This is a genomic window from Neptunitalea lumnitzerae, assembly GCF_027924185.1.
Taxonomy (GTDB): Bacteria; Bacteroidota; Bacteroidia; order Flavobacteriales; family Flavobacteriaceae; genus Neptunitalea; species Neptunitalea lumnitzerae.
In genome coordinates this window covers 1440060-1460305 of the sequence record NZ_BRVO01000001.1, presented here as the reverse complement: position 1 = coordinate 1460305, position 20246 = coordinate 1440060, and the positions used below count along the sequence as shown (strand labels likewise).

The following is a 20246-nucleotide window of genomic DNA, read 5'->3' as shown; positions in this document are numbered from 1 at the left end:
TTTGCTATATTAAAAATCAAAACCCAAATTAGGTTAGACTTAACGAAATTAATGAGTTATGAAAAAAATTGTTTTATTATTACCAGCTTTACTGATACTAGCAGTAACTCATGCCCAGTTACGAGTTAATGACAACTCGTTTGTTTATGTCAAAGATACATACCTTTATGTAAAACAAGATATCAATTTAAGTAATTTAGGTGTTCTTTATTTACGTAACGAAGGTCAATTACTTCAAGGTACTAATGGAACGTCTACCAATACGGGTAACGGAAAAATCTCTTTGATTCAGGAAGGATATGCAACACAATTTACATACAACTACTGGAGTAGCCCAGTAGGTAGCCCTGGAGATGAAGCTACCGGAAACGCGCGCTTTTTCCCTTTAGAAAGTGGCGCTATTATGGATACTACTGGTTTAACAACCAGTGTTGATGCTACTTTTATTGGAGGGTATAACGGGACTACAGAACCATTAACAATTTCTAGATTGTGGTTGTACAAATATTTACCAGGTACTACCTACAGTAACTGGTCTTTTATTGGTAGCTCTAACGCCACTGGGTTTACTGAGCCGGGTTATGGTTTTAGTATGAAAGGAACTAACATTTCTGGAAATCAACAACCTTATGACTTTAGAGGTAGACCAAACGATGGTGATATTTATGTAGAAGTTAAAGATGGACAGGAAACCCTTGCTGGAAATCCGTACCCATCAGCAATTGACTTAGCTGCCTTTCTTTTAGACCCTGACAACCAAGGTAAAATAGAACCTTCTATATTATTCTGGGAACAAGATAAAACAGTTACTAGCCACTACGTAGCAGATTATATTGGTGGTTATGGGGTTTGGGTACCAGACTGTGATAACCTAGCAGATTGCGGAACTGGAGTGTACACCCCAGCTACTTACCAATCTTATGACCAAGCTGGTTCTACTGTTGGTTCTTCTGTAATTTCTAACTCAAACTATTTTTCTGGTAGAAGATTTTCTCCTATCGCACAAGGATTTATGTTAGAAGGAACCGCTGATACCTCTGTTGTTTTTAAAAATTCATATAGAGTTTATTACCAAGAAGATACTGCTTTATACTCTATTTTTAATAAGGAAGCTGCTAACAATCAGAAAACCTTTACTAATGATGGTACAGCAAATGTAAACACTGCTACCGAGGTAGTTTATAACAATGGTGGTGGTACTGAAACATTAGACGGATCATACGAAAGACCAAAATATGTTTTTCAAGTAATTGTTAATGAAACGTATACAAGAGATTTATTGTTAACACTAAACGATAATAGCTCTTTAGGTTTTGATTATGGTTTTGATGGTATTTCATCTTCTGGTTTAGCTACAGATGCTGCTTTTGATATTGCAGGAGAAGATTACTTTATTCAAAGTACTGCTTTTAATGTAAACGAAATGATACCGCTTCATTTTAAAACAGACGGAGCTAATTCATCTTTCAAAATTTTAGTAGGTGCTTATATTAATGTAGATTCTACGCAACCAGTATTTATTTTTGATAGCTACACAGGTACTTATTATCAAATTGATAACAATACCTCGTACACCTTTAATACTACTGAAACAGATGTAACAGATAGATACTTTGTATCTTTTTCTAATGCAACTATGAGTAACGAAACAGTTTTAGCTAGCAGCAGTATTAACGTACACCAAAATAATACTACACACCAATTAACTATTGGAAACCCTAACATGTACGACTTAAAGAATGTTTCTTTATACAACATGAACGGGCAGGTTATTATTAATGAGCAGAAATTAGGAGCACAAGCTAACTATAGCTTTAATACTTCTAACTTAGCAACTGGAGTTTATTTAGTAAATGTTACTACAACAAACAATCAGGTAATTACTAAGAAGGTGGTTATTAAGAAATAATCTTTATTATATAAAATAACAAGAATCCTGGCTAAATTTTAGTCAGGATTTTTTTTATTCGGTACAGTTATATATAAAAGTAATTTATTACATTGAAGCCGATAACCAATAAATAACAAAAATGATAAAAAATTACGTATTACTACTTTGTGTAATATGTGTTTACACTTTAAATGCACAAACAGAAAATTGGTATTTTGGTGAATATGCCGGAATTTCCTTTGACCCCACAACTCATGCTTTTTCAGGAGCACTTACAAATGGACAATTAAATACCACAGAAGGGAGTGCTTGCATAAGTGACGGAGCTGGAAACATTCTATTTTATACAGATGGCACTGATGTTTACAATGCGCAAAATAACATCATGGTTAACGGAACCGGGCTTCTTGGGGATAACTCAAGTACACAATCTGCACTAATTGTTCCTTTTGTAAATGCCCCAACTAAATACTATATTTTTACCATTGATGATGCTTCAGGCCCCTTGGCTTACTCTGTTGTAGATATGACTTTAGACAATGGTAATGGAGCAATTGTTGCCACTCAAAAAAATATTGTACTCTTAAATAATACATCTGAAAAATTATGTGCTACCCACTCCGCAAATGGAGGCTACTGGGTTATCACTTTTGCTCAGAATAATTCTAATACATACGAATTACTTAAAGCATTTGAAATTACAAGTTCTGGGGTAAACACAACTTCTGTAGATAGCTATGTAAACTCTAATTCACCAGATGCTAGAGGCTACCTCAAAATTTCACCTGATGGAAGCAAGATTGCTATAGCCACAAATGATCAAGATAATTTATTCCTATGCGATTTTAATACTACCACAGGAATGGTCAACACGGCTATTCAACTTGAGATTAACTATACTGCCGATCTACTTTACGGAATAGAATTTTCTCCTAACAGCAATGTATTATATGCACATTCCTATAATTCAACTCAAGATTCTGCTTTAGTTCAGTTTGATCTTACCGCTACCGATATTGAAGCTTCGCAATTAATAATAGACCAAGTAACGGGTACTGGTGGTTATAGAGGAGCATTACAATTAGCAGAAGATGGGCGAATTTACAGAACCACCCCTGTCTCTTATGCTATAGGTACTAATTATTTAAGTGTAATTGAAAACCCAAATGTGATTGGTACTGGATGTAATTATGTACAAGACGCTATTTATTTGGGTAGTAATAAAGAAGCTATGCAAGGCTTACCTAATTTTATAGCCTCCTATTTTGACCCCGCTTTTTTAAGTACTGATTCAGTTTCTCAAAACCTAGATATTACTATGTACCTAAATAAGTATACAGAAGTGCTTACTATAGAAAATAACACCCTAAAAAGCATTGAGAGCATTAGTGTATTTACGCTAACTGGCCAAACCATTTTAGACGATACTAACATTAGTAATAACAGTACCTACACCGTGAATACCAGTAACTTTGCTCCTGGAATTTATTTAATTAACGTAACAGCAGATAACCAAACAATTACCAAGAAAATAATTATAGATTAAATAAAAGTATAGGTAAAACCTTATAATATTTGATAATTACTCATTTTTTTATACTTTAGATTTATATAAATATAACTAACATATCTAACTATGGAAACACCTATGAAACCCAAGAATTACTTGGTAGAATCTATCTTGGTCACCATTTTCTGTTGTCTTATTTTCGGAATTATTGGTATTGTAAATGCTTCAAAAGTAAATTCTGAGTACGCTGCAGGAAACTTTGCTGCTGCAGAAGAAGCTTCTAGAAATGCTAAAAAATGGACTATGTGGGGCTTAATAGTAGGTCTTGTAGGTACCATTTTGTATATCATACTAATGGTAGCAGGTGTTGCTGGGGGTGCTTACTAAAAAAATAACATATTTCATATTAAGTATATTGCTGCTAAGTTTAGCAGCAATATATTTTTTATACAATCCGCTAGAGTTTTCACTTTTTCCCAAGTGTCCGTTTTACAGCTTAACAGGTTTATACTGTCCAGGTTGTGGTAGCCAAAGAGCTATGCACAGTATTTTACACTTACATTTTTTAGAAACACTATCATTTAATGCTCTGTTTATACCAGGATTATTAATATTTTTTTACAACCTCTTGATAAAAGCACTTCAAAAAATACATCCGGAAAAAGAAATTAATAATATGGTGTATCACCCAAAATTTCCAATAATAGTTTTAATTACAGTACTAGCTTTTTGGTTGTTCCGTAATATACCGGTGTATCCTTTTACAATATTAGCTCCATAAAAAAAGCCGCTATAAAGCGGCCTTCTATATATTTAAAAGTATAAATTAATTTATGCTTCAAAAGCTTCTAAAGTTTTAGTAATAATACCTACACACTCTAGTAATTGCTCTTCTGTCATTACCAATGGTGGCGCAAAACGTATAATATTACCATGGGTTGGTTTAGCAAGTAAACCGTTTTCTTTAAGAGCTACACAAATATCCCAAGCAGTAGAACTATCTTCACTATCATTAATTACAATAGCATTTAACAACCCTTTACCTCTAACAAGATTTACTATTTTAGAAGTTTTAATATAATCGTTCATTTTCTCACGGAATAAAACCCCAAGTGTTTCAGCATTTTCTGCAAGTTGCTCATCTTCTACTACATTTAAAGCAGCCATAGCTACAGCACCTGCTAACGGGTTTCCGCCAAAAGTAGACCCATGCTGTCCTGGTTTTATCACTTCCATAATGGTATCGTTAGCTAATACAGCACTTACAGGGTATACCCCACCACTAATAGCTTTTCCTAAAATTAAAATATCAGGGGTTACTTCTTCATGAGAAACTGCTAATAATTTACCCGTTCTGGCAATACCTGTTTGTACCTCATCGGCAATAAACAACACACCATACTTTTCACAAAGTTCTTTCGCTTTTTTCAAATATCCTTCAGCTGGCACATACACTCCGGCTTCACCTTGTATAGGCTCTACTAAAAATCCGGCAATATCACTTTCTGTTTTCAATACTTCTTCAAGGGCTTCAATACTATCGTAAGGTATTTTAACAAATCCAGGAGTATAAGGTCCAAAATTCTTTCTAGCATCCTCATCATTAGAAAAAGATATAATAGTAGTAGTTCTACCGTGGAAATTATTTTCGCATACCACAATTTTAGCCTTATGCTCTTCTATACCTCTTTTCTCATACGCCCATTTTCTACAAAGCTTAATAGCAGTTTCTACTGCCTCTGCTCCTGTATTCATTGGCAACATTTTATCAAAACCAAAATACTGAGTCGCAAATTTTTCATAAACACCTAAAACATCATTATAAAATGCTCTAGAGGTTAAGGTAAGTTTTTGTGCTTGCTCAGTTAAAGCTCCAATAATTTTAGGATGGCAATGCCCTTGATTTACCGCAGAATACGCTGATAGAAAATCATAGTACTTTTTACCTTCAACATCCCATACATATACTCCCTCGCCTTTACTAAGCACTACAGGTAGCGGATGGTAGTTATGAGCTCCATACTTGTTTTCTAAATCAATTGCATCTTGAGAAGTCATTTGTTCTAATACTGACATACATTCTTTTTTATAATCAAACTTTCACCATTCCTACTTTTTATAACAGGAGAGAAATCATCCTTTTACCAAAGCACTGCAATTTAATAAATATGCAGTACATCTAAAACTTATTCAACCTAATCTCTTTTAAACCCCTGTTTCTACAATAATTAGTTTTAAGTATAAAATGTAAATAAAACATCCTATTTTTGCCACATGGGTAGAAGAAATAAAAGAAAAGTTTTTGAGAACGTATCAGTGATAGACGCTGGTGCTAAAGGTAAAAGTGTAGCAAAAGCACCTGACGGAAAAGTTATTTTTTTAACCAATGCCATACCAGGTGATGTGGTAGATATTCAAACCACCAAACAAAGAACTGGTTATTACGAAGGGGAGGCTATCAAATTTCATACGCTTTCAGACAAACGTACCGAACCAGTGTGCGAACATTTTGGTGTTTGTGGAGGTTGCAAATGGCAACATATGAAGTATGAAGAGCAACTTTACTTTAAGCAAAAAGAAGTTGTAAACAACTTACAACGCCTAGGTAAAATTGAGCTTCCGGAGGTAACCCCTATTTCGGGTTCTAAAGAACAATACTTTTACCGTAATAAAATGGAGTTTTCTTTTTCTGATAGCAGATGGCTAACCCGTGAAGAAATTGAAAGCAATGAAGAAATTGACAATAGAAATGCTCTAGGTTTCCATATACCAGGGGCTTGGGATAAAATTTTAGACATCAATAAATGTTGGTTACAAAGAGACCCTAGTAACGATATACGTAATAAAACACAAGCCTTTGCTACAAAGCATAATTTACCATTTTATAATGGTAGAAACCAAGAAGGTTTATTACGTACCTTAATGATACGTACTACCTCTACTGGTGAAATTATGGTTCTTATCCAGTTCTTTAAAGAAAATAAAGAGCAGCGCGAATTGCTATTGGATTATTTAAAAGCTGAATTTCCTGAAATTACATCATTACAATATGTAATTAATGAAAAAGGGAATGATACAATATACGATCAGGAAGTAATTTGTTATAATGGACGCGATCATATTTTTGAAGAAATGGAAGGGCTACAGTTTAAAATTAACGCAAAGTCTTTCTACCAAACTAATTCTGAACAAGCCTACGAGCTTTATAAAATAACCAGAGACTTTGCCGGACTAACCGGAGAAGAATTGGTATACGATTTGTATACAGGTACAGGAACCATTGCACAATTTGTAGCTAAAAAAGCTAAAAAAGTAGTAGGTGTAGAAGCAGTACCAGAAGCTATTGAAGATGCTAAGGAGAATGCTGCTAACAATAAAATTGACAACTGTGTATTTTATGCGGGCGACATGAAAAATGTTTTTAACGCTCAGTTTATAACAGAAAATGGAAATCCTGACGTTATTATTACAGATCCGCCAAGAGATGGTATGCATAAAGATGTAGTACAACAAATACTTAATATTGCCCCTGATAAAGTAGTATATGTAAGTTGTAATAGTGCTACACAAGCTAGAGACCTTGCTTTAATGGATGAAGTATACCAAGTAACTAAAGTACAACCGGTAGATATGTTTCCGCAAACACACCATGTTGAGAACGTAGTTTTACTGGAAAAAAGAAAATAATATATGAAAAGAATTGCTGCAGCCATAGTTGTACCCATTATAGCATTACTTTCAATGGTTAGTTGTGAGAAAGACGACATCTGTGTAGATGCGGTAACACCACAATTAATTATTACGTTTTACGACCAAGATAATGTTTCTGACGCTAAAGATGTAACGCTATTACGCGTATATGGTGAAGGTTTAGACCCTGATGGTGCTGTTATAGACAGAACCACTACAGATAGTATAGCCATACCGTTAAAAACCTTAGAAGACAGCACTTCTTATGTATTTATAACCAACTCTGGGGATGATGAAAATGACCAAGAAGTTGGTAATGCAGATGTACTTACTTTTTACTATAATATAAACGAGATATATGTTTCTAGAGCTTGTGGTTACAAGGTAAACTATAGTAGTTTAACTGCCGGAATAACACCTGATACCGATAACTGGATAACAAATATATCAATTGAAAATAACGAAGTTACTGATGAAGTTGCAGCGCACGTTAACATATATCATTAGTGCTTTTTGGTGTCTAGGTGCCCTAGCCCAAGAAAACACTACCCCTGAAGAAGAGACAAATGACTCTGTTACCGAATACAAACAACGTTATGGGTTACGAGTGGGTGCAGATTTAAGTAGGCTCATTCAATCATTTGCTGATGACAATTACAGCGGATTAGAAATTGTAGCAGATTACCGCTTAAATTACAGATGGTATGCAGCTGCAGAATTAGGTTATGAAGAAAAAATAACCGAAGAAGATTACTATACTTTTACTACAACAGGTAATTATATTAAACTAGGAGGTGACTATAATAGTTACGACAACTGGTTTGGGATGGAGAATATAATTAGTTTAGGGTTTAGATATGGTTTTTCTACTTTTAGCCAAGATGTTAGTGAATATACTCCTTTCCCTGGAAATCCGTATTGGAATGAAACTGCTTCTGGCACAACCGAGGCTATTTTACAAGAACATAGCGGGCTAAGCGCTCATTGGTTAGAGTTTGTATTAGGCATGAAGGTAGAATTAGTACACAACGTATTTTTGGGTGGTTCTGTACGCCTAAACTATATGATTACAGATAAAGCAGCAGATAATTTCCCAAACCTTTGGGTACCCGGCTTTAATAAAATAACCGATGGCAGCTCTATTGGAATGGGGTACAACTACTCGCTTACCTACTTAATTCCTCTTTATAAAAAATCAAAATCTAGTAAAAAAGAAAACGACACAAAAGAAGAAGCTCCTACTGAATTAAATTAGTGACTAACCTAATTTAATAGGATCTTTTTTAAACAATATTTTCATAAATACAACTTCCTTGCCCTCAAATTTTTGATTGAAAAATTTGGGGGCAATTAGTATAGATAGAAATGCTGATAAAAAAATAACCAACATTTCGTTATTTACTAAGTATGGGATTACCGCTAATCTTAATAATAGAAAAGCACATACAAAAGATATAAAATTAAAAACTAAAGCCTTATTCTTTGGTTTCATGCTTATTATTTAAATATTTACCTTTTTTACTACCTTCATAGATATCGTATTTTACAAATCTACTTTCTAACTTACCATTATATAAAGGTATTTTTCTTGAAGGTCTTAACCCTACAAATTTTAACGACTCCATATTAGAAGTAATTAACCAAGCTGTGGTGTTTGAATACTGTTGCTTTAAGGCATCTCCTATAGACTTGTAAAACTCTGGCATATTAATTTGTAAACGCTCTCCATAAGGTGGGTTAAACACCATATGTAATTTACCTTCTACAGGTTTGTAGGTGTCAAAAAAGTTATACTCTTTAATAGATATATACTCAGCTAAATTAGCATTCCTAACATTATCTTTAGCCTTTATTACTGCAGATGGTGCTTTGTCATACCCGTAAATTTTGTGGTGAAATTCTCTTGCCTTATTCAAGCTACTATCCATTATTTTTTCAAACAAATCACCATCAAAATCAGCCCATTTCTCAAAAGCGAACTCTTTGCGGTTAATGTTAGCAGGTATGTTACAAGCAATCATGGCGGCTTCTACCAAGATAGTACCACTACCGCACATTGGGTCCATAAAATCACACTGACCATCCCATCCACTTAACAATAGCATACCGGCTGCAAGCACCTCATTAATTGGCGCTATATTAGTAGCTGTTCTGTACCCTCTGTGGTGTAAAGAGGCTCCTGAACTATCTAAAGAAATAGTTACTTTGTTCTTATGAATATGTACATTAATACTAATATCAGGGTGCTTAACATCTACATTAGGTCTTCTTCCCTCGGTATTTCTAAATTTATCTGCAATTGCATCTTTAGTTTTCAAAGCCACAAATTGCGTATGATTAAAAATAGCATCAGACAAAGTAGCATGAATAGAAAACGTATTATTCACCGTCATTAACCTATCCCAATTCATTGCATATACTTTATCGTATAAGTCTTTTTCATTTCTAATAGGAAATGAAGCTATAGGTTTTAAAATTTTTAAAGCCGTTCTTAAAGATAAATTTGCCTTATACATAAACCCGGTGTCTCCTTCAAAAAACACACCTCTTACTCCCTTCTCTACCTTTAGAGCTCCTAAATTTCTTAACTCGGTTGCTAATATATCTTCAAACCCATAAAGAGTTTTTGCTAACATTTTAAAGTTCTGCGCCATACCTCAATTTTATAAACATGGTAAATTTTCAACAAAAATACAGTAAATTTGTAAGATTAACTTTTTAGATAAAAATTAAGTGTCCATATTTAAAAAAACATCTGATAATAACGGATGGTATGCCTGTTGGTTCAATACCCCTTTTTACCACATTCTCTATAAAAACCATGATTATAGTGAGGCAAAAGGGTTTATGGATACACTAACCAACTACCTTAACTTACCAGAGCAAGCCCATATTTTAGATGTAGCCTGTGGTAGAGGTAGACACAGTATTTATTTAAACTCTATAGGTTATAATGTTACCGGAATTGATATTTCTGAAGAAAACATTGCCTATGCGAAAAAATACGAAAACCCCAACTTGTTTTTTGAAGTACACGATATGTGCAACCCCTACTCCAAAAAATTTGATGCAGTTTTTAATCTGTTTACCAGTTTTGGATATTTTGAAAATGAAGAAGATAACCTACAAGCATTAAAAGCGTTAAAAGAAAACTTGAATGAAACCGGTTTTGGTGTAATAGATTTTATGAACACAAGAAAGGTTATAGAGTGTTTAACGTCTAAAGAGGAGAAAACAGTAGAAGGTATTACCTTTAACATACATAAATATGTAGAAGACGGCTATATTTTCAAGAATATAAAATTTAGTAAAGATGGTGAAGACTATGACTTTACAGAACGGGTTAAAGCACTCACTTTACAAGATTTTGAAAACTACTTTGAACAAGCTGGTATATACCTTTTAGATGTTTTTGGAGATTATAAACTAAAAAAATTTGACGAAAAAGAATCCGATAGAATGATCCTAATTTTTAAATAATGAACTACATTTTACCCATTGTATCAGTACTAGTTGGATTTGGGTTTGTAGTGACAATTCACCCCAAAAATTCCAATAATCTAAAATTATTACTAGCCTTTAGTGGTGCTTTTTTATTATCGCTAACGGCTTTTTCTTTATTACCTGAAGTTTATGGTCACCACCATGAACATGAACATGAAACTGATACTAAAACTATTGGTATTTTTCTAATGGCTGGTATTCTTTTGCAAATCTTTTTAGAATTTTTCTCTAAAGGAGCAGAACATGGCCATGTACACTTAAACAAGAAACAAAAAAGCTTTCCTTGGATGCTTTTTACTAGTTTAAGTATTCACGCGTTATTAGAAGGGTTTCCGCTGCACCACCATGACACATTGGTATACGGAATAGTAATTCATAAACTGCCTGTTGCAATTATTTTAAGTACCTTCTTTTTAGAGTCGGATATTAGCAAACCAAAAATTGCAGCATTCTTATTAATGTTTGCATTAATGACCCCACTGGGAACTTTTTTAAACACAAACCTTACTATTTTCCACGAATATGAAGCCTATATTTCGGCTTTAGTTATTGGGGTATTATTACATATTGGTAGCACCATCTTGTTTGAAAGCTCAGAAAACCATAAGTTTAACCTTAGCAAAATACTAGTAATTATTTTAGGTGTTATAGCCGCTTATTTTATTGATTAGAAAAATATGTTTAGCAGAGAAGAATCAAGAAAAATACGACAAGAATTTTGGATATCTTTTGGAAAATCATTTCCAACCAAATGGATTTTATACCACACAAAAATTAAAGATTTTAGCTTTAAGTTTCATTTTGACACCAAAAAAGCAAGGGTAATGATTGATATTGAAGATCAAGACCTAGAAAAAAGAATTGCTTATTATGAAAAAATGGTGTCTTTAAAAAGTTTACTAGAAGAAACCATTCCTGATGTAATTTATGAAGATTGTTTTTTTCTTGAAAACGGAAAAGAAATTTCTAGAATCTATGTTGAAAAAACGGGAGTTTCTATACATAACAAAAATACTTGGCAAGAAGCCATGGTATTCTTAAATGAAACTATGCAAAAATTCGAGGCTTTTTACAGAGATTACGAAGATGTTATAAAGGCTATATAATGTACATAAAAATCATTAAATAATGGCATATACTACCCGCTAGTACAAATAAATGCCATATCACATGATTAAAAGGTAATTTCTCCCATACATAAAAAACAATACCACCACTATATGCTATTCCGCCTGCAATTAAAAGGTTCATACCACCTGCAGGCAAAACTTCTTTTAGCGTACTTATATCAAACATAATTAGCCACCCCATCACTAAATAGAGTACCAAAGACACAACCTCAAACTTTCCTGTAAAGAATATTTTTAATAACGTACCCACCGCTGCTATACCCCAAACTAGCCAAAACAGTAACCAACCTTTACTATGGCTAAGGGTAAGTAACACTACTGGGCTATAAGTACCGGCTATTAAGTAATAAATACTAATATGGTCTAATATTCTAAAGTAGTATTTCTTTTTTTCGTTTTTAGCATAGTGATAAAGAGTTGAAACCATATACAAAAAGCTAAGAGATACAGCATACAAAAGAATACTAGTAAAATTCCAAACCTTTGATTCGTGCTGATAATACAACAATAAAACAAACCCTAAAAGACTTAACAAAAACCCTATTCCGTGGGTTAATGCATTGTAAAACTCTTCTTTTTGTGTTTGATTAGCCATCGCTTCCTTTTTATTACAAAAATAACATTATCGCAACTGAAAACCGCATAGTTACAACTACTCTTTTTAGTATCTTTCCCTTTTAAACTAGAAAGCAAATGAGTTTTTTAAAACAAGTAATTCAAACACTAAGTACCAGTACCTTGTTCTTAGTTTCTCTTATAGCAATGGGGCAAGAAAACATCTCTTACGAAGAAACTGTTGCCCAAGAAATTACCAATACCGAAATCACAAACTCAAAAGAAACGCTTGAAAAACCATACGTTATTATGGTTTCTATAGACGGTTTTAGACATGACTACGCTCAAAAATACAACGCTACAAACATCTTGGAGATGGCAAAAAGCGGAAGTTCGGTTGAACAATTAATCCCTAGCTTTCCTTCTAAAACATTCCCAAATCATTATAGCATAGCAACAGGGTTGTACCCTGGCCATCATGGTATTGTTTCCAACTCGTTTTACGATAAAAAGAAACAAGAACAATACAAAATAAGTAAAAGAGAAGTAGTAGAAAATGGAGCATGGTATGGCGGTACTCCTATCTGGAATTTAGCTCAACAACAAGGTATGTGTAGCGCCTCTTATTTTTGGGTAGGCTCAGAAGCCAATATAAATGGTATGCACCCTACCTATTATTACATATTTAACCAACAAAGATTATATGAGCACCGTGTAAAGCGTGTACTAGAATGGTTAGAATTACCTGAAGAAAGAAGACCCCACATGATAACTTTATACTTTTCTATTGTAGATACACAAGGTCACCGTTTTGGAACAGACAACAACAAAGTTAAAAATGCTGTAGCACTAGTAGACCACCAAATTGAATTACTTAGAGAAGGTATTAAAAAATCAAACCTTCCTGTGTATCTAATTGTTACTTCAGACCATGGTATGGATGATGTGACAGCAGAAATTAATTTACACGACTATATAGATATGGGCGAAAATAAGTTTTACAAAGGCCCTGTAGCCATGATTTACACTACCGATGATACCGAAAAAGAAAGGTTATACAACATTCTTTCTCAACAAACAGGCTTCAAAACCTATAAACAAGAGGCTGTACCTAACTACCTAAACTATCAAAACCCTGATAAAATAGGAGATTTGGTATTAATTACCGAAGCACCAAAAACCATTACCTACAGAAAAAGTAAACGCTCTAAAGCCATGAAACCAAGCGGTACTCATGGGTATGATCCTTTTAAAAATACAAACATGGGAGCTATTTTCTATATAGAGGGGCCTAATATTAAAAAGAACTATGTGCAATCAGCTGTTGAAAACGTACATATTTATCCTTTGATAGCACATCTGCTTCAACTAAATATTACAGATACCATTGACGGAAAACTTGAAGCATTACAATCTGTATTAACAGAATAATTAAAAGAAAAAAGGTCAATGCTCTTGTAAACATTGACCTTTTTAAAATTTAAAGGAAAAATTAAATTAAAAACTAAATGCTTCAACTGTTTTAATAGCTTTATCTACAGCTCCTTCGGCTAGATCAGGAATAGCCATTCCTTCTGCTCTAAAAGTTTCAACATCTGTAACACCTATAAATGCCAAAGTTGCTTTTAGGTAACTTTCGGTAAAATCATAAGGAGCATTAGCAGCATCTGTATAAATACCTCCAGTTGCTATTGCCAAATATGCTTTTGTATCTTCTACCAAACCAACGGCACCGCTTTCTGTATATTTAAAGGTAACGTTAGCTCTAGCAACATGATCTAACCATGACTTTAATACTGAAGGAATAGTGAAATTATACATTGGTACACCAATAACCAAGTAATCTGCTTTAAATAATTCTTCTATCATAGCATCAGAAACTGCAACTGCTGCTTTTTGATCTTCAGTTCTATCAGCTTCTGGTGTTATAAAGGCTGTAAATAATTGAGCATCTAAGTGTGCCATACCTTTACTTACATCTCTTACCTCTACTTTAGCTCCTTCATTTTCAGACAGTAATTTTGCTACAATTGCATCAGCTAAAGCATTACTTGCAGATTGATCACCTCTAAAACTACTAACTACTTTTAAAATTGTTTTACTCATAATTTCTATTAGATTTTGCGCTTGGGGGGATATACCTCTCCAAGAGGTCTTAAAATATTTCTTATTTTTGCTATACAAAAGTAAGTACTATTAGATAGCTATACACTATACTTAATGATAGTAACACCTATAAATAGACTACACTACAAACATATTACCATGAACAAAATTTCACCATTAGCCGATATAGAAATATTAGAACATGATGAGAAAAATCCTGAAAACTGTTTAAAAGCCATGAAAGCTGTTCAGGACAGCTTATACGTAATTAATGGAAAATGGAAATTACCCATTATAGTATCCCTTACTTTTGGCGACAAACGCTTTAATGAAATAAGCAGAGATATTCCTAAAATTACAGACCGAATGTTAGCCAAAGAATTGAAAGAATTGGAATTAAACAAACTGGTAACCAAGATAAAAAGAGATGATGATACGAACATCTTAGTATATGCTTTAACCCCTTATGGTAAAACTTTAGACAACGCCATACAGGAATTATACAAATGGGGATTAAATCACAGAGAAAAAATTAAAGAAGATTATTAATATAAATAGCTTTACCAAGCTATTTATATATTGTACATTTACCATAACATTTCGGGGTGCCATGTATGGCTGAGATGATACCCGTTTACCTGATCTGGTTAGTACCAGCGTAGGGAATGATGTTAATTTTAATGTTTGTTTCAAAAAACATAGACACGTCATTTCCTTATACCGTATCAGGAAATGACGTTTTTATTTTAAATATGTAAGTATGAAACTCAACAAAGAAAACATTATTAAGAATCTTCAATTAGTACAAGAGCAAAGTCCTTTAGTACATAATATTACCAACTACGTAGTTATGAATAATACGGCCAATGCGTTGCTAGCAGTTGGCGCATCTCCTGTAATGGCGCATGCAATAGAGGAAATGGAAGCAATGGTAGCCATTGCCGGTACTTTGGTTATCAATATCGGAACTCTAGATGCGCAATGGGTAGAAGGTATGCTAGCGGCTGGTAAAGCTGCAAACAAAAAAGGTATTCCAATTATTTTAGACCCTGTTGGGGCAGGTGCTACACCATTCAGAACTAAAACGTGTTGGGAAATTATTGAAACCTGTAATCCTACCATTATTAGAGGGAATTCTTCTGAAATTATGGCACTCGTAAATGAGGGGATTCAAACCAAAGGTGTAGATAGTACCATGGCTTCCGATGATGCTGTAACCGGAGCAAAAGAGCTAGCAAAAAAAACAAATAGTATTGTAGTTATCAGCGGAGCTACCGACTATATTACTGATGGCACAACTACCTATACAATTGAAAACGGACATCCATTAATGCCAAAGGTTACTGGGTTAGGTTGTACGGCTTCTGCCCTATGTGGGGCTTTTTCAGTAATTGAAAACAATACCTTAGAAGCATGTACCAGTGCTATGGCTATTATGGGCATTGCAGGTGAGTTAGCCGCAGAAAAAGCTACAGGCCCAGGAACTTTACAATTACACTTTTTAGATGCTTTATATTCAATTACAGCTAAAGAAGTTTCAGATTTATACAAAGCATAATGGAAACTGCAGACTTACTTTTATATTTGGTTACAGACAGTTCCATGGTTCCTTTACAAGAATTACCTACGGTTGTAGAGCAAGCGGTTAAGGGAGGCGTAACTATGGTACAACTAAGAGAAAAAACAGCAGACACCAAAACCTTTATAGAAATTGCTAAACAACTTAAAGCCATCTTAAGTACGTATAGCGTTCCGCTTATTATAAACGACCGAGTAGATGTTGCTTTAGCCATAGATGCAGACGGAGTGCATATTGGACAAAACGACATGCCATACCACATTGCCAGAAAATTACTAGGTGCTGATAAAATTATAGGTCTTTCTGTAGAAAGCTATGAACAAGTACAAGAAGCCAATACACTAGATGTTGACTATATTGGCATTTCTCCTGTGTTTAGCACCCCTACAAAAACCGATACTAAAATAGCTTTTGGAATAAAAGGGGTAACAAAAATAAGCACTATTACCAAACACAAAACCGTAGCTATTGGAGGGATTGATGCTACCAATGCGCAACAAATAAAACAAGCAGGTGCCAATGGTATTGCTGTAGTATCTGCCATTATGAAAGCGCCTTCCCCCGAGAAAGCTGCTAAACATTTAAAACAATTATTATCATGACAAAATGGAGTACCAATGCTTGGAGTACCATTACTCCTATTTACGATAAAATTCTTTTACATCCGTTTATTACTGAACTTATGGAGGGCACTTTACCCAAAGAAAAATTCTCTTTTTATATACAGCAAGACGCTTTGTATCTAGCTACATTTGGGAGAGTTTTATCTGGTATTGCCAGTAAACTTACAGATGCCAACCATGTACAAGATTTTCTTGAGTTTTCTTCAGGAACTATTATGGTAGAAAGAGAACTACACAAAACCTTTTTAACAACTTTTGATGTAGCAAGTAGTATTGAAAAATCTCCTGCATGCACCCTTTATACAAATTATTTAGAAGCTCAACTAGCCACCAAACCGTTAGAAGTAGCTATTGCAGCAGTATTACCATGTTTTTGGATATATAAAGAAGTAGGCGATTATATATTAGCGAACCAAACAAAAGCAGAAAACCCATACCAAGAATGGATAAACACCTATGGCGGTGAGGCTTTTGCCGAATCTGTTAGAAAGGCCATTGAAATTACCAACGTAATAGCATCACAAGCTACTGAACAACAACAAGCCGAAATGACAAAAGCCTTTACAATGGCTTCTAAAATGGAATGGTTATTTTGGGATAGCGCTTATCAATTAGAATCATGGAAAATATAAAACAATATCATAAAGTACTTACCATTGCAGGCAGCGACTCTGGTGGTGGTGCCGGCATACAGGCAGATATTAAAGCAATCTCCGCTTGCGGATGCTATGCGGCCTCTGCAATAACAGCGTTAACTGCTCAAAACACACAAGGGGTTCAAGGCATACATGCGGTTCCTGTTAGTTTTTTAAAGGACCAATTAGAAGCTGTTTTTTCAGATATTGCGTTTGATGCGGTAAAAATAGGGATGCTACATAGTAGCGAGGTTATACAAACGGTTAAAGAGGCACTGGCTAAGTACCCTGTTAAAAATATTGTATTAGACCCGGTAATGATTGCAACTTCGGGAGATCGGTTGTTACGAGAAGAAGCTATAACTACCCTTAAAAATGAGTTATTACCAATAGCCACATTGATAACCCCTAACCTACCTGAAGCTTCTTTATTAATTGGAAAAGAAATTGAGCATCAAGAAACATTGGCTGAGTATGCTACCGTATTAGGAAAACAATACAACACTTCTGTTCTATTAAAAGCAGGCCACTTTGAAGAAGATACATTGACAGATGTTTTATATAGTTTTACAACTGATACCATACATACCTTTAAAAACAACAGGATACACACACCAAACACCCATGGTACGGGTTGTACGTTATCCGCTGCTATAGCTTCTTTTTTAGCAAAAGGTAACTCTATGGAAAAAGCAGTTGAACAAGGTATTAAATATTTACACGAGGCCTTAGTAGAAGGAAAAGACTATACCTTAGGAAAAGGACACGGACCCGTTGCTCACTTTTATAAGTTTTGGGATTAACTACTGAATACTTTTTAAGTACTTAAAATGTTTAGATAGTTCAATGACTCCTTTGGTTACTGGTACATTTTTGAGTCCTTTTGATTTATTTAACCGGGCTATTCCTGCCATTAAATTAAAATGTTTCCAAAGTTCTTTCCAGGCAAACCAAATTGTATGCTTAGGATCATATATATGGGCGGGTTCACTTACCGCCCCATTTAACTCTACAATAGCAAATTGTTTCCCTGCGGATAATAACTCCCACGACGCAAACATTAAATCTATTCTACCATAATAAAAGCCTGGAATTTGCTTACAAACCTCATCAATGCAAGTTTCCAATTCGGGGGTTATCATACTACGGGCATCTAAAAACTTAGCGCCTCTACAATGATTACCATAAGGTACCAATACTTTAGACACTCCTTTTTCTAGTATTGTCTTCAGCTCATCTTGATGAGATTGTCTCAATGTTTTCAATTGAAAAGCAAAGCGCTTATTGGTATTCAATAATTCCTCCACAGAAGATGTTCCATCGCCCACTACGGTTAAAAGTTCTTTATAAACAATACCTGTAATATTTCCTTTATCCTCATTCGGTTTACGAACGTAAAATATCCCCGCTTCATTTTTAAAAGGAATTACTTCTTGTATTAAATAAGAAGTTCTCACCGTGCTATGATATTGCTCTAAACCTAATACATCATTAATTCTTTCAACACCTGTACCACGCAACCCAATATCAGGTTTTACAAAAACAGGATATTGTAGTGTATTTTTATTTAGTTTATCACTAACAGCACGTATGGTATCGGTTGGTCGAACAAGTACAGTCTTAGGATAATACTGCGCAGGTATAGCATCATAAATTTCCTTTTTGCTGTTCATTATAAATCCTCCGTTTTTAATACCCGGATTTACACAATTAAAAAAGAACCAATTGCCAGCTTTTAAGGCAAAGTAAGGCCAAGCAAAAAAAATGGGCATATACACCACCTGAAATGGCCAATACTCCCAATGCTTTATTTTATGGAAGAGCAGTCTCATACAGCTGCTTTAGGAAATAGTGCAATTACTTCTGTAGACTTTGCAGTATCTATATAGGTAACCTTAGGAATATTATTCTTAAGAACCAGTTGTGTGATGCTAACAGTTTTAAAAATACCTTGCCTATTTATTTGCAACCCATATTCTTTATTACCGGAATGCGAATGTTTATGAAAATCTAAAATTTTGAAAGCATCTAACTTATCTGGTTGTGAAGTAAAATCATAAAACCATTTTGCCCTTATAGTTCTTATAGATGGCTCATACAAGGTAGATGAAGACCACACATGCGGTTGTTGTGCATTTAGTTTAGTTATGTGTTTTGATATGCCATCCCAGTAGGTTTCAAACAAATTTCCATCTTCATAAATTACTAAGGTAAAGGGCTCTACATGATTCAAATCAACAGACTTCCAGCCATCTACAATACACTCACTACTAATAAGACTGGTCACAATAATCCCTCTACTAACCCTATAAGGAGGCTTAGGAATATGCTTTTCTTTAGCTCCATTTAATAACACCACTGCATTCCCTTTGTCATCTATGGCAAACCAAGTACCGCCCCCAACTACATCCTTCGGAAAAATAACTTGTTTCCCATTTGATAAATAAGTTTGCGGTGCAACAGCTGCTGGTCTATTTGTATGTTCGTCTCTATTAGACGTAATTACCACTTCGGTACCCGTATGTATATAACTTACTGTGCACATTGTTGTCTGTAATTTAAGGTAGCAAAGGCTACTCCAAACTGTTCATTCACTTTTATAGCATCAACACTTTTAAGTGCCACTCTTATCAATGCCTGATGATGAATACAATGCTCTACATTATACAGCAGTTCACGGTAGTAATTGGTAGAAAAATCAATAGTTTTCTCTCCTATTTGCTGCACCAACATCAATGGTTTATCCTCTATTTTCAAATTTTTAATAATAGCATCAATAGCGTTAACCGCTACCATTACATCAGTTTCTAACAACATATCGCGCTTACGAGCATCATAGTTAACTACTCCATTAGCATAGCCATTTATTAACCCTTGGAACAACTCTATAATATGTCTGGTATGTCCGCCTATAGTAGCATTGTCTAAATTTTCACATGGTTTAATATATGCCGCTTGCTCCAATTGTTCAAGCACCTCTTTTAGGTTTTGTAAAACCGCAACTACACCTGTAATCATTCTTC

Annotated in this window: 23 protein-coding genes and 1 riboswitch; of the genes, 16 read left to right on the top strand and 7 right to left on the bottom strand. The window is 34.4% G+C overall.

Annotated elements, in window-relative coordinates; genetic code table 11:
* Positions 1–58: 58 nt before the first annotated feature.
* From Y10_RS06520 to Y10_RS16960, 4 genes are all read left to right on the top strand, one after another.
* On the top strand, positions 59–1909 hold the full coding sequence (locus Y10_RS06520; protein ID WP_281764556.1) for a T9SS type A sorting domain-containing protein: 1851 nt from the start codon (positions 59–61) through the stop codon (positions 1907–1909).
* Positions 1910–2030: 121 nt separating this feature from the next.
* The gene (locus tag Y10_RS06515) at positions 2031–3437 is read left to right on the top strand and encodes a T9SS type A sorting domain-containing protein (protein WP_281764555.1); all 1407 of its coding nucleotides are present in this window, start codon (positions 2031–2033) and stop codon (positions 3435–3437) included.
* Between the two features lie 90 nt (positions 3438–3527).
* A complete protein-coding gene (locus tag Y10_RS06510; RefSeq protein ID WP_281764554.1) occupies positions 3528–3788 on the top strand; it encodes a CD225/dispanin family protein in 261 nt (86 codons plus the stop codon).
* Positions 3789–3939: 151 nt separating this feature from the next.
* The gene (locus Y10_RS16960; RefSeq protein ID WP_408733609.1) at positions 3940–4182 is read left to right on the top strand and encodes a hypothetical protein; all 243 of its coding nucleotides are present in this window, start codon (positions 3940–3942) and stop codon (positions 4180–4182) included.
* Positions 4183–4232: 50 nt separating this feature from the next.
* On the opposite strand, the gene rocD is transcribed toward Y10_RS16960, so the two are convergent.
* Positions 4233–5477: an ornithine--oxo-acid transaminase gene (gene rocD, locus Y10_RS06505; RefSeq protein WP_281764553.1), complete on the bottom strand. Its 1245-nt coding sequence runs from the start codon at positions 5475–5477 to the stop codon at positions 4233–4235.
* Positions 5478–5675: 198 nt separating this feature from the next.
* Here rocD and rlmD point away from each other — a divergent pair, with 198 nt between their 5' ends.
* Genes rlmD through Y10_RS06490 form a run of 3 tightly spaced genes read left to right on the top strand, consistent with a single transcriptional unit; the run spans position 5676 to position 8346 of the window.
* On the top strand, positions 5676–7088 hold the full coding sequence (gene rlmD, locus Y10_RS06500; RefSeq protein WP_281764552.1) for a 23S rRNA (uracil(1939)-C(5))-methyltransferase RlmD: 1413 nt from the start codon (positions 5676–5678) through the stop codon (positions 7086–7088).
* Between the two features lie 3 nt (positions 7089–7091).
* Entirely contained in the window at positions 7092–7598 is a 507-nt protein-coding gene (locus tag Y10_RS06495; protein ID WP_281764551.1) for a DUF6452 family protein, read from the top strand.
* Positions 7564–8346, top strand: a complete 783-nt coding sequence (locus tag Y10_RS06490; RefSeq protein WP_281764550.1) for a DUF6048 family protein — start codon at positions 7564–7566, stop codon at positions 8344–8346. The genes Y10_RS06495 and Y10_RS06490 overlap by 35 nt, the downstream gene beginning before the upstream one ends.
* A 220-nt stretch (positions 8347–8566) precedes the next feature.
* Here the strand turns inward: Y10_RS06490 and Y10_RS06485 are convergent, their stop codons facing one another.
* Positions 8567–9745 (bottom strand): THUMP domain-containing class I SAM-dependent RNA methyltransferase, encoded by a 1179-nt coding sequence (locus tag Y10_RS06485; RefSeq protein WP_281764549.1) that lies wholly within the window; start codon positions 9743–9745, stop codon positions 8567–8569.
* A 79-nt stretch (positions 9746–9824) separates the two neighbouring features.
* Here Y10_RS06485 and Y10_RS06480 point away from each other — a divergent pair, with 79 nt between their 5' ends.
* From Y10_RS06480 to Y10_RS06470, 3 genes are read left to right on the top strand one after another with little or no spacing between them, the layout of a single operon-like run.
* The gene (locus tag Y10_RS06480) at positions 9825–10571 is read left to right on the top strand and encodes a class I SAM-dependent methyltransferase (protein WP_281764548.1); all 747 of its coding nucleotides are present in this window, start codon (positions 9825–9827) and stop codon (positions 10569–10571) included.
* Positions 10571–11266 (top strand): ZIP family metal transporter, encoded by a 696-nt coding sequence (locus tag Y10_RS06475; RefSeq protein ID WP_281764547.1) that lies wholly within the window; start codon positions 10571–10573, stop codon positions 11264–11266. Before Y10_RS06480 ends, Y10_RS06475 begins: the two co-directional genes overlap by 1 nt.
* Before the next feature lie 6 nt (positions 11267–11272).
* Positions 11273–11701 (top strand): DUF4268 domain-containing protein, encoded by a 429-nt coding sequence (locus Y10_RS06470; RefSeq protein ID WP_281764546.1) that lies wholly within the window; start codon positions 11273–11275, stop codon positions 11699–11701.
* Here Y10_RS06470 and trhA read toward each other — a convergent pair.
* A complete protein-coding gene (gene trhA / locus Y10_RS06465) occupies positions 11694–12320 on the bottom strand; it encodes a PAQR family membrane homeostasis protein TrhA (protein WP_281764545.1) in 627 nt (208 codons plus the stop codon). The genes Y10_RS06470 and trhA overlap by 8 nt on opposite strands.
* Positions 12321–12418: 98 nt before the next feature.
* On the opposite strand from trhA, the gene Y10_RS06460 reads away from it, so the two are divergent.
* Complete coding sequence (locus Y10_RS06460; protein WP_281764544.1) at positions 12419–13711, top strand: alkaline phosphatase family protein; 1293 nt, start codon at positions 12419–12421, stop codon at positions 13709–13711.
* A gap of 66 nt (positions 13712–13777) precedes the next feature.
* Here the strand turns inward: Y10_RS06460 and Y10_RS06455 are convergent, their stop codons facing one another.
* Positions 13778–14386 carry an FMN-dependent NADH-azoreductase gene (locus Y10_RS06455; protein ID WP_281764543.1) on the bottom strand — a complete coding sequence of 203 codons (609 nt, stop codon included), beginning with the start codon at positions 14384–14386 and terminating at the stop codon, positions 13778–13780.
* A 159-nt stretch (positions 14387–14545) separates the two neighbouring features.
* Between Y10_RS06455 and Y10_RS06450 the strand changes: the two genes are divergently transcribed.
* From Y10_RS06450 to thiD, 5 genes are all read left to right on the top strand, one after another.
* A complete protein-coding gene (locus tag Y10_RS06450; RefSeq protein WP_281764542.1) occupies positions 14546–14935 on the top strand; it encodes a winged helix-turn-helix transcriptional regulator in 390 nt (129 codons plus the stop codon).
* Between the two features lie 42 nt (positions 14936–14977).
* Positions 14978–15069: riboswitch (TPP riboswitch) on the top strand.
* 77 nt (positions 15070–15146) lie between these two features.
* Positions 15147–15944 carry a hydroxyethylthiazole kinase gene (gene thiM, locus Y10_RS06445; RefSeq protein ID WP_281764541.1) on the top strand — a complete coding sequence of 266 codons (798 nt, stop codon included), beginning with the start codon at positions 15147–15149 and terminating at the stop codon, positions 15942–15944.
* Positions 15944–16567 (top strand): thiamine phosphate synthase, encoded by a 624-nt coding sequence (gene thiE, locus Y10_RS06440; RefSeq protein WP_281764540.1) that lies wholly within the window; start codon positions 15944–15946, stop codon positions 16565–16567. Before thiM ends, thiE begins: the two co-directional genes overlap by 1 nt.
* Entirely contained in the window at positions 16564–17220 is a 657-nt protein-coding gene (gene tenA, locus Y10_RS06435; RefSeq protein WP_281764539.1) for a thiaminase II, read from the top strand. Before thiE ends, tenA begins: the two co-directional genes overlap by 4 nt.
* Positions 17208–18026: a bifunctional hydroxymethylpyrimidine kinase/phosphomethylpyrimidine kinase gene (gene thiD / locus Y10_RS06430; protein WP_281764538.1), complete on the top strand. Its 819-nt coding sequence runs from the start codon at positions 17208–17210 to the stop codon at positions 18024–18026. The genes tenA and thiD overlap by 13 nt, the downstream gene beginning before the upstream one ends.
* Here thiD and Y10_RS06425 read toward each other — a convergent pair whose 3' ends face one another.
* Genes Y10_RS06425 through Y10_RS06415 form a run of 3 tightly spaced genes read right to left on the bottom strand, consistent with a single transcriptional unit; the run spans position 18027 to position 20241 of the window.
* Entirely contained in the window at positions 18027–19055 is a 1029-nt protein-coding gene (locus Y10_RS06425) for an ATP-grasp domain-containing protein (RefSeq protein ID WP_281764537.1), read from the bottom strand. It abuts the gene before it with no gap.
* The gene (locus Y10_RS06420; RefSeq protein WP_281764536.1) at positions 19052–19768 is read right to left on the bottom strand and encodes an NRDE family protein; all 717 of its coding nucleotides are present in this window, start codon (positions 19766–19768) and stop codon (positions 19052–19054) included. Before Y10_RS06420 ends, Y10_RS06425 begins: the two co-directional genes overlap by 4 nt.
* On the bottom strand, positions 19756–20241 hold the full coding sequence (locus Y10_RS06415; RefSeq protein WP_281764535.1) for a DinB family protein: 486 nt from the start codon (positions 20239–20241) through the stop codon (positions 19756–19758). The genes Y10_RS06420 and Y10_RS06415 overlap by 13 nt, the downstream gene beginning before the upstream one ends.
* Positions 20242–20246 lie beyond the last annotated feature (5 nt).

Bases quoted from the DNA above. Each gene is read 5' to 3' on its own strand.
- Y10_RS06520 (WP_281764556.1), top strand. From the start codon at position 59: ATGAAAAAAATTGTTTTATTATTACCAGCTTTACTGATACTAGCAGTA.
- Y10_RS06515 (WP_281764555.1), top strand. From the start codon at position 2,031: ATGATAAAAAATTACGTATTACTACTTTGTGTAATATGTGTTTACACT.
- Y10_RS06510 (WP_281764554.1), top strand. From the start codon at position 3,528: ATGGAAACACCTATGAAACCCAAGAATTACTTGGTAGAATCTATCTTG.
- Y10_RS16960 (WP_408733609.1), top strand. From the start codon at position 3,940: ATGCACAGTATTTTACACTTACATTTTTTAGAAACACTATCATTTAAT.
- rocD (WP_281764553.1), bottom strand. From the start codon at position 5,477: ATGTCAGTATTAGAACAAATGACTTCTCAAGATGCAATTGATTTAGAA.
- rlmD (WP_281764552.1), top strand. From the start codon at position 5,676: ATGGGTAGAAGAAATAAAAGAAAAGTTTTTGAGAACGTATCAGTGATA.
- Y10_RS06495 (WP_281764551.1), top strand. From the start codon at position 7,092: ATGAAAAGAATTGCTGCAGCCATAGTTGTACCCATTATAGCATTACTT.
- Y10_RS06490 (WP_281764550.1), top strand. From the start codon at position 7,564: ATGAAGTTGCAGCGCACGTTAACATATATCATTAGTGCTTTTTGGTGT.
- Y10_RS06485 (WP_281764549.1), bottom strand. From the start codon at position 9,745: ATGGCGCAGAACTTTAAAATGTTAGCAAAAACTCTTTATGGGTTTGAA.
- Y10_RS06475 (WP_281764547.1), top strand. From the start codon at position 10,571: ATGAACTACATTTTACCCATTGTATCAGTACTAGTTGGATTTGGGTTT.
- Y10_RS06470 (WP_281764546.1), top strand. From the start codon at position 11,273: ATGTTTAGCAGAGAAGAATCAAGAAAAATACGACAAGAATTTTGGATA.
- trhA (WP_281764545.1), bottom strand. From the start codon at position 12,320: ATGGCTAATCAAACACAAAAAGAAGAGTTTTACAATGCATTAACCCAC.
- Y10_RS06460 (WP_281764544.1), top strand. From the start codon at position 12,419: ATGAGTTTTTTAAAACAAGTAATTCAAACACTAAGTACCAGTACCTTG.
- Y10_RS06455 (WP_281764543.1), bottom strand. From the start codon at position 14,386: ATGAGTAAAACAATTTTAAAAGTAGTTAGTAGTTTTAGAGGTGATCAA.
- Y10_RS06450 (WP_281764542.1), top strand. From the start codon at position 14,546: ATGAACAAAATTTCACCATTAGCCGATATAGAAATATTAGAACATGAT.
- thiM (WP_281764541.1), top strand. From the start codon at position 15,147: ATGAAACTCAACAAAGAAAACATTATTAAGAATCTTCAATTAGTACAA.
- thiE (WP_281764540.1), top strand. From the start codon at position 15,944: ATGGAAACTGCAGACTTACTTTTATATTTGGTTACAGACAGTTCCATG.
- tenA (WP_281764539.1), top strand. From the start codon at position 16,564: ATGACAAAATGGAGTACCAATGCTTGGAGTACCATTACTCCTATTTAC.
- thiD (WP_281764538.1), top strand. From the start codon at position 17,208: ATGGAAAATATAAAACAATATCATAAAGTACTTACCATTGCAGGCAGC.
- Y10_RS06425 (WP_281764537.1), bottom strand. From the start codon at position 19,055: ATGAGACTGCTCTTCCATAAAATAAAGCATTGGGAGTATTGGCCATTT.
- Y10_RS06420 (WP_281764536.1), bottom strand. From the start codon at position 19,768: ATGTGCACAGTAAGTTATATACATACGGGTACCGAAGTGGTAATTACG.
- Y10_RS06415 (WP_281764535.1), bottom strand. From the start codon at position 20,241: ATGATTACAGGTGTAGTTGCGGTTTTACAAAACCTAAAAGAGGTGCTT.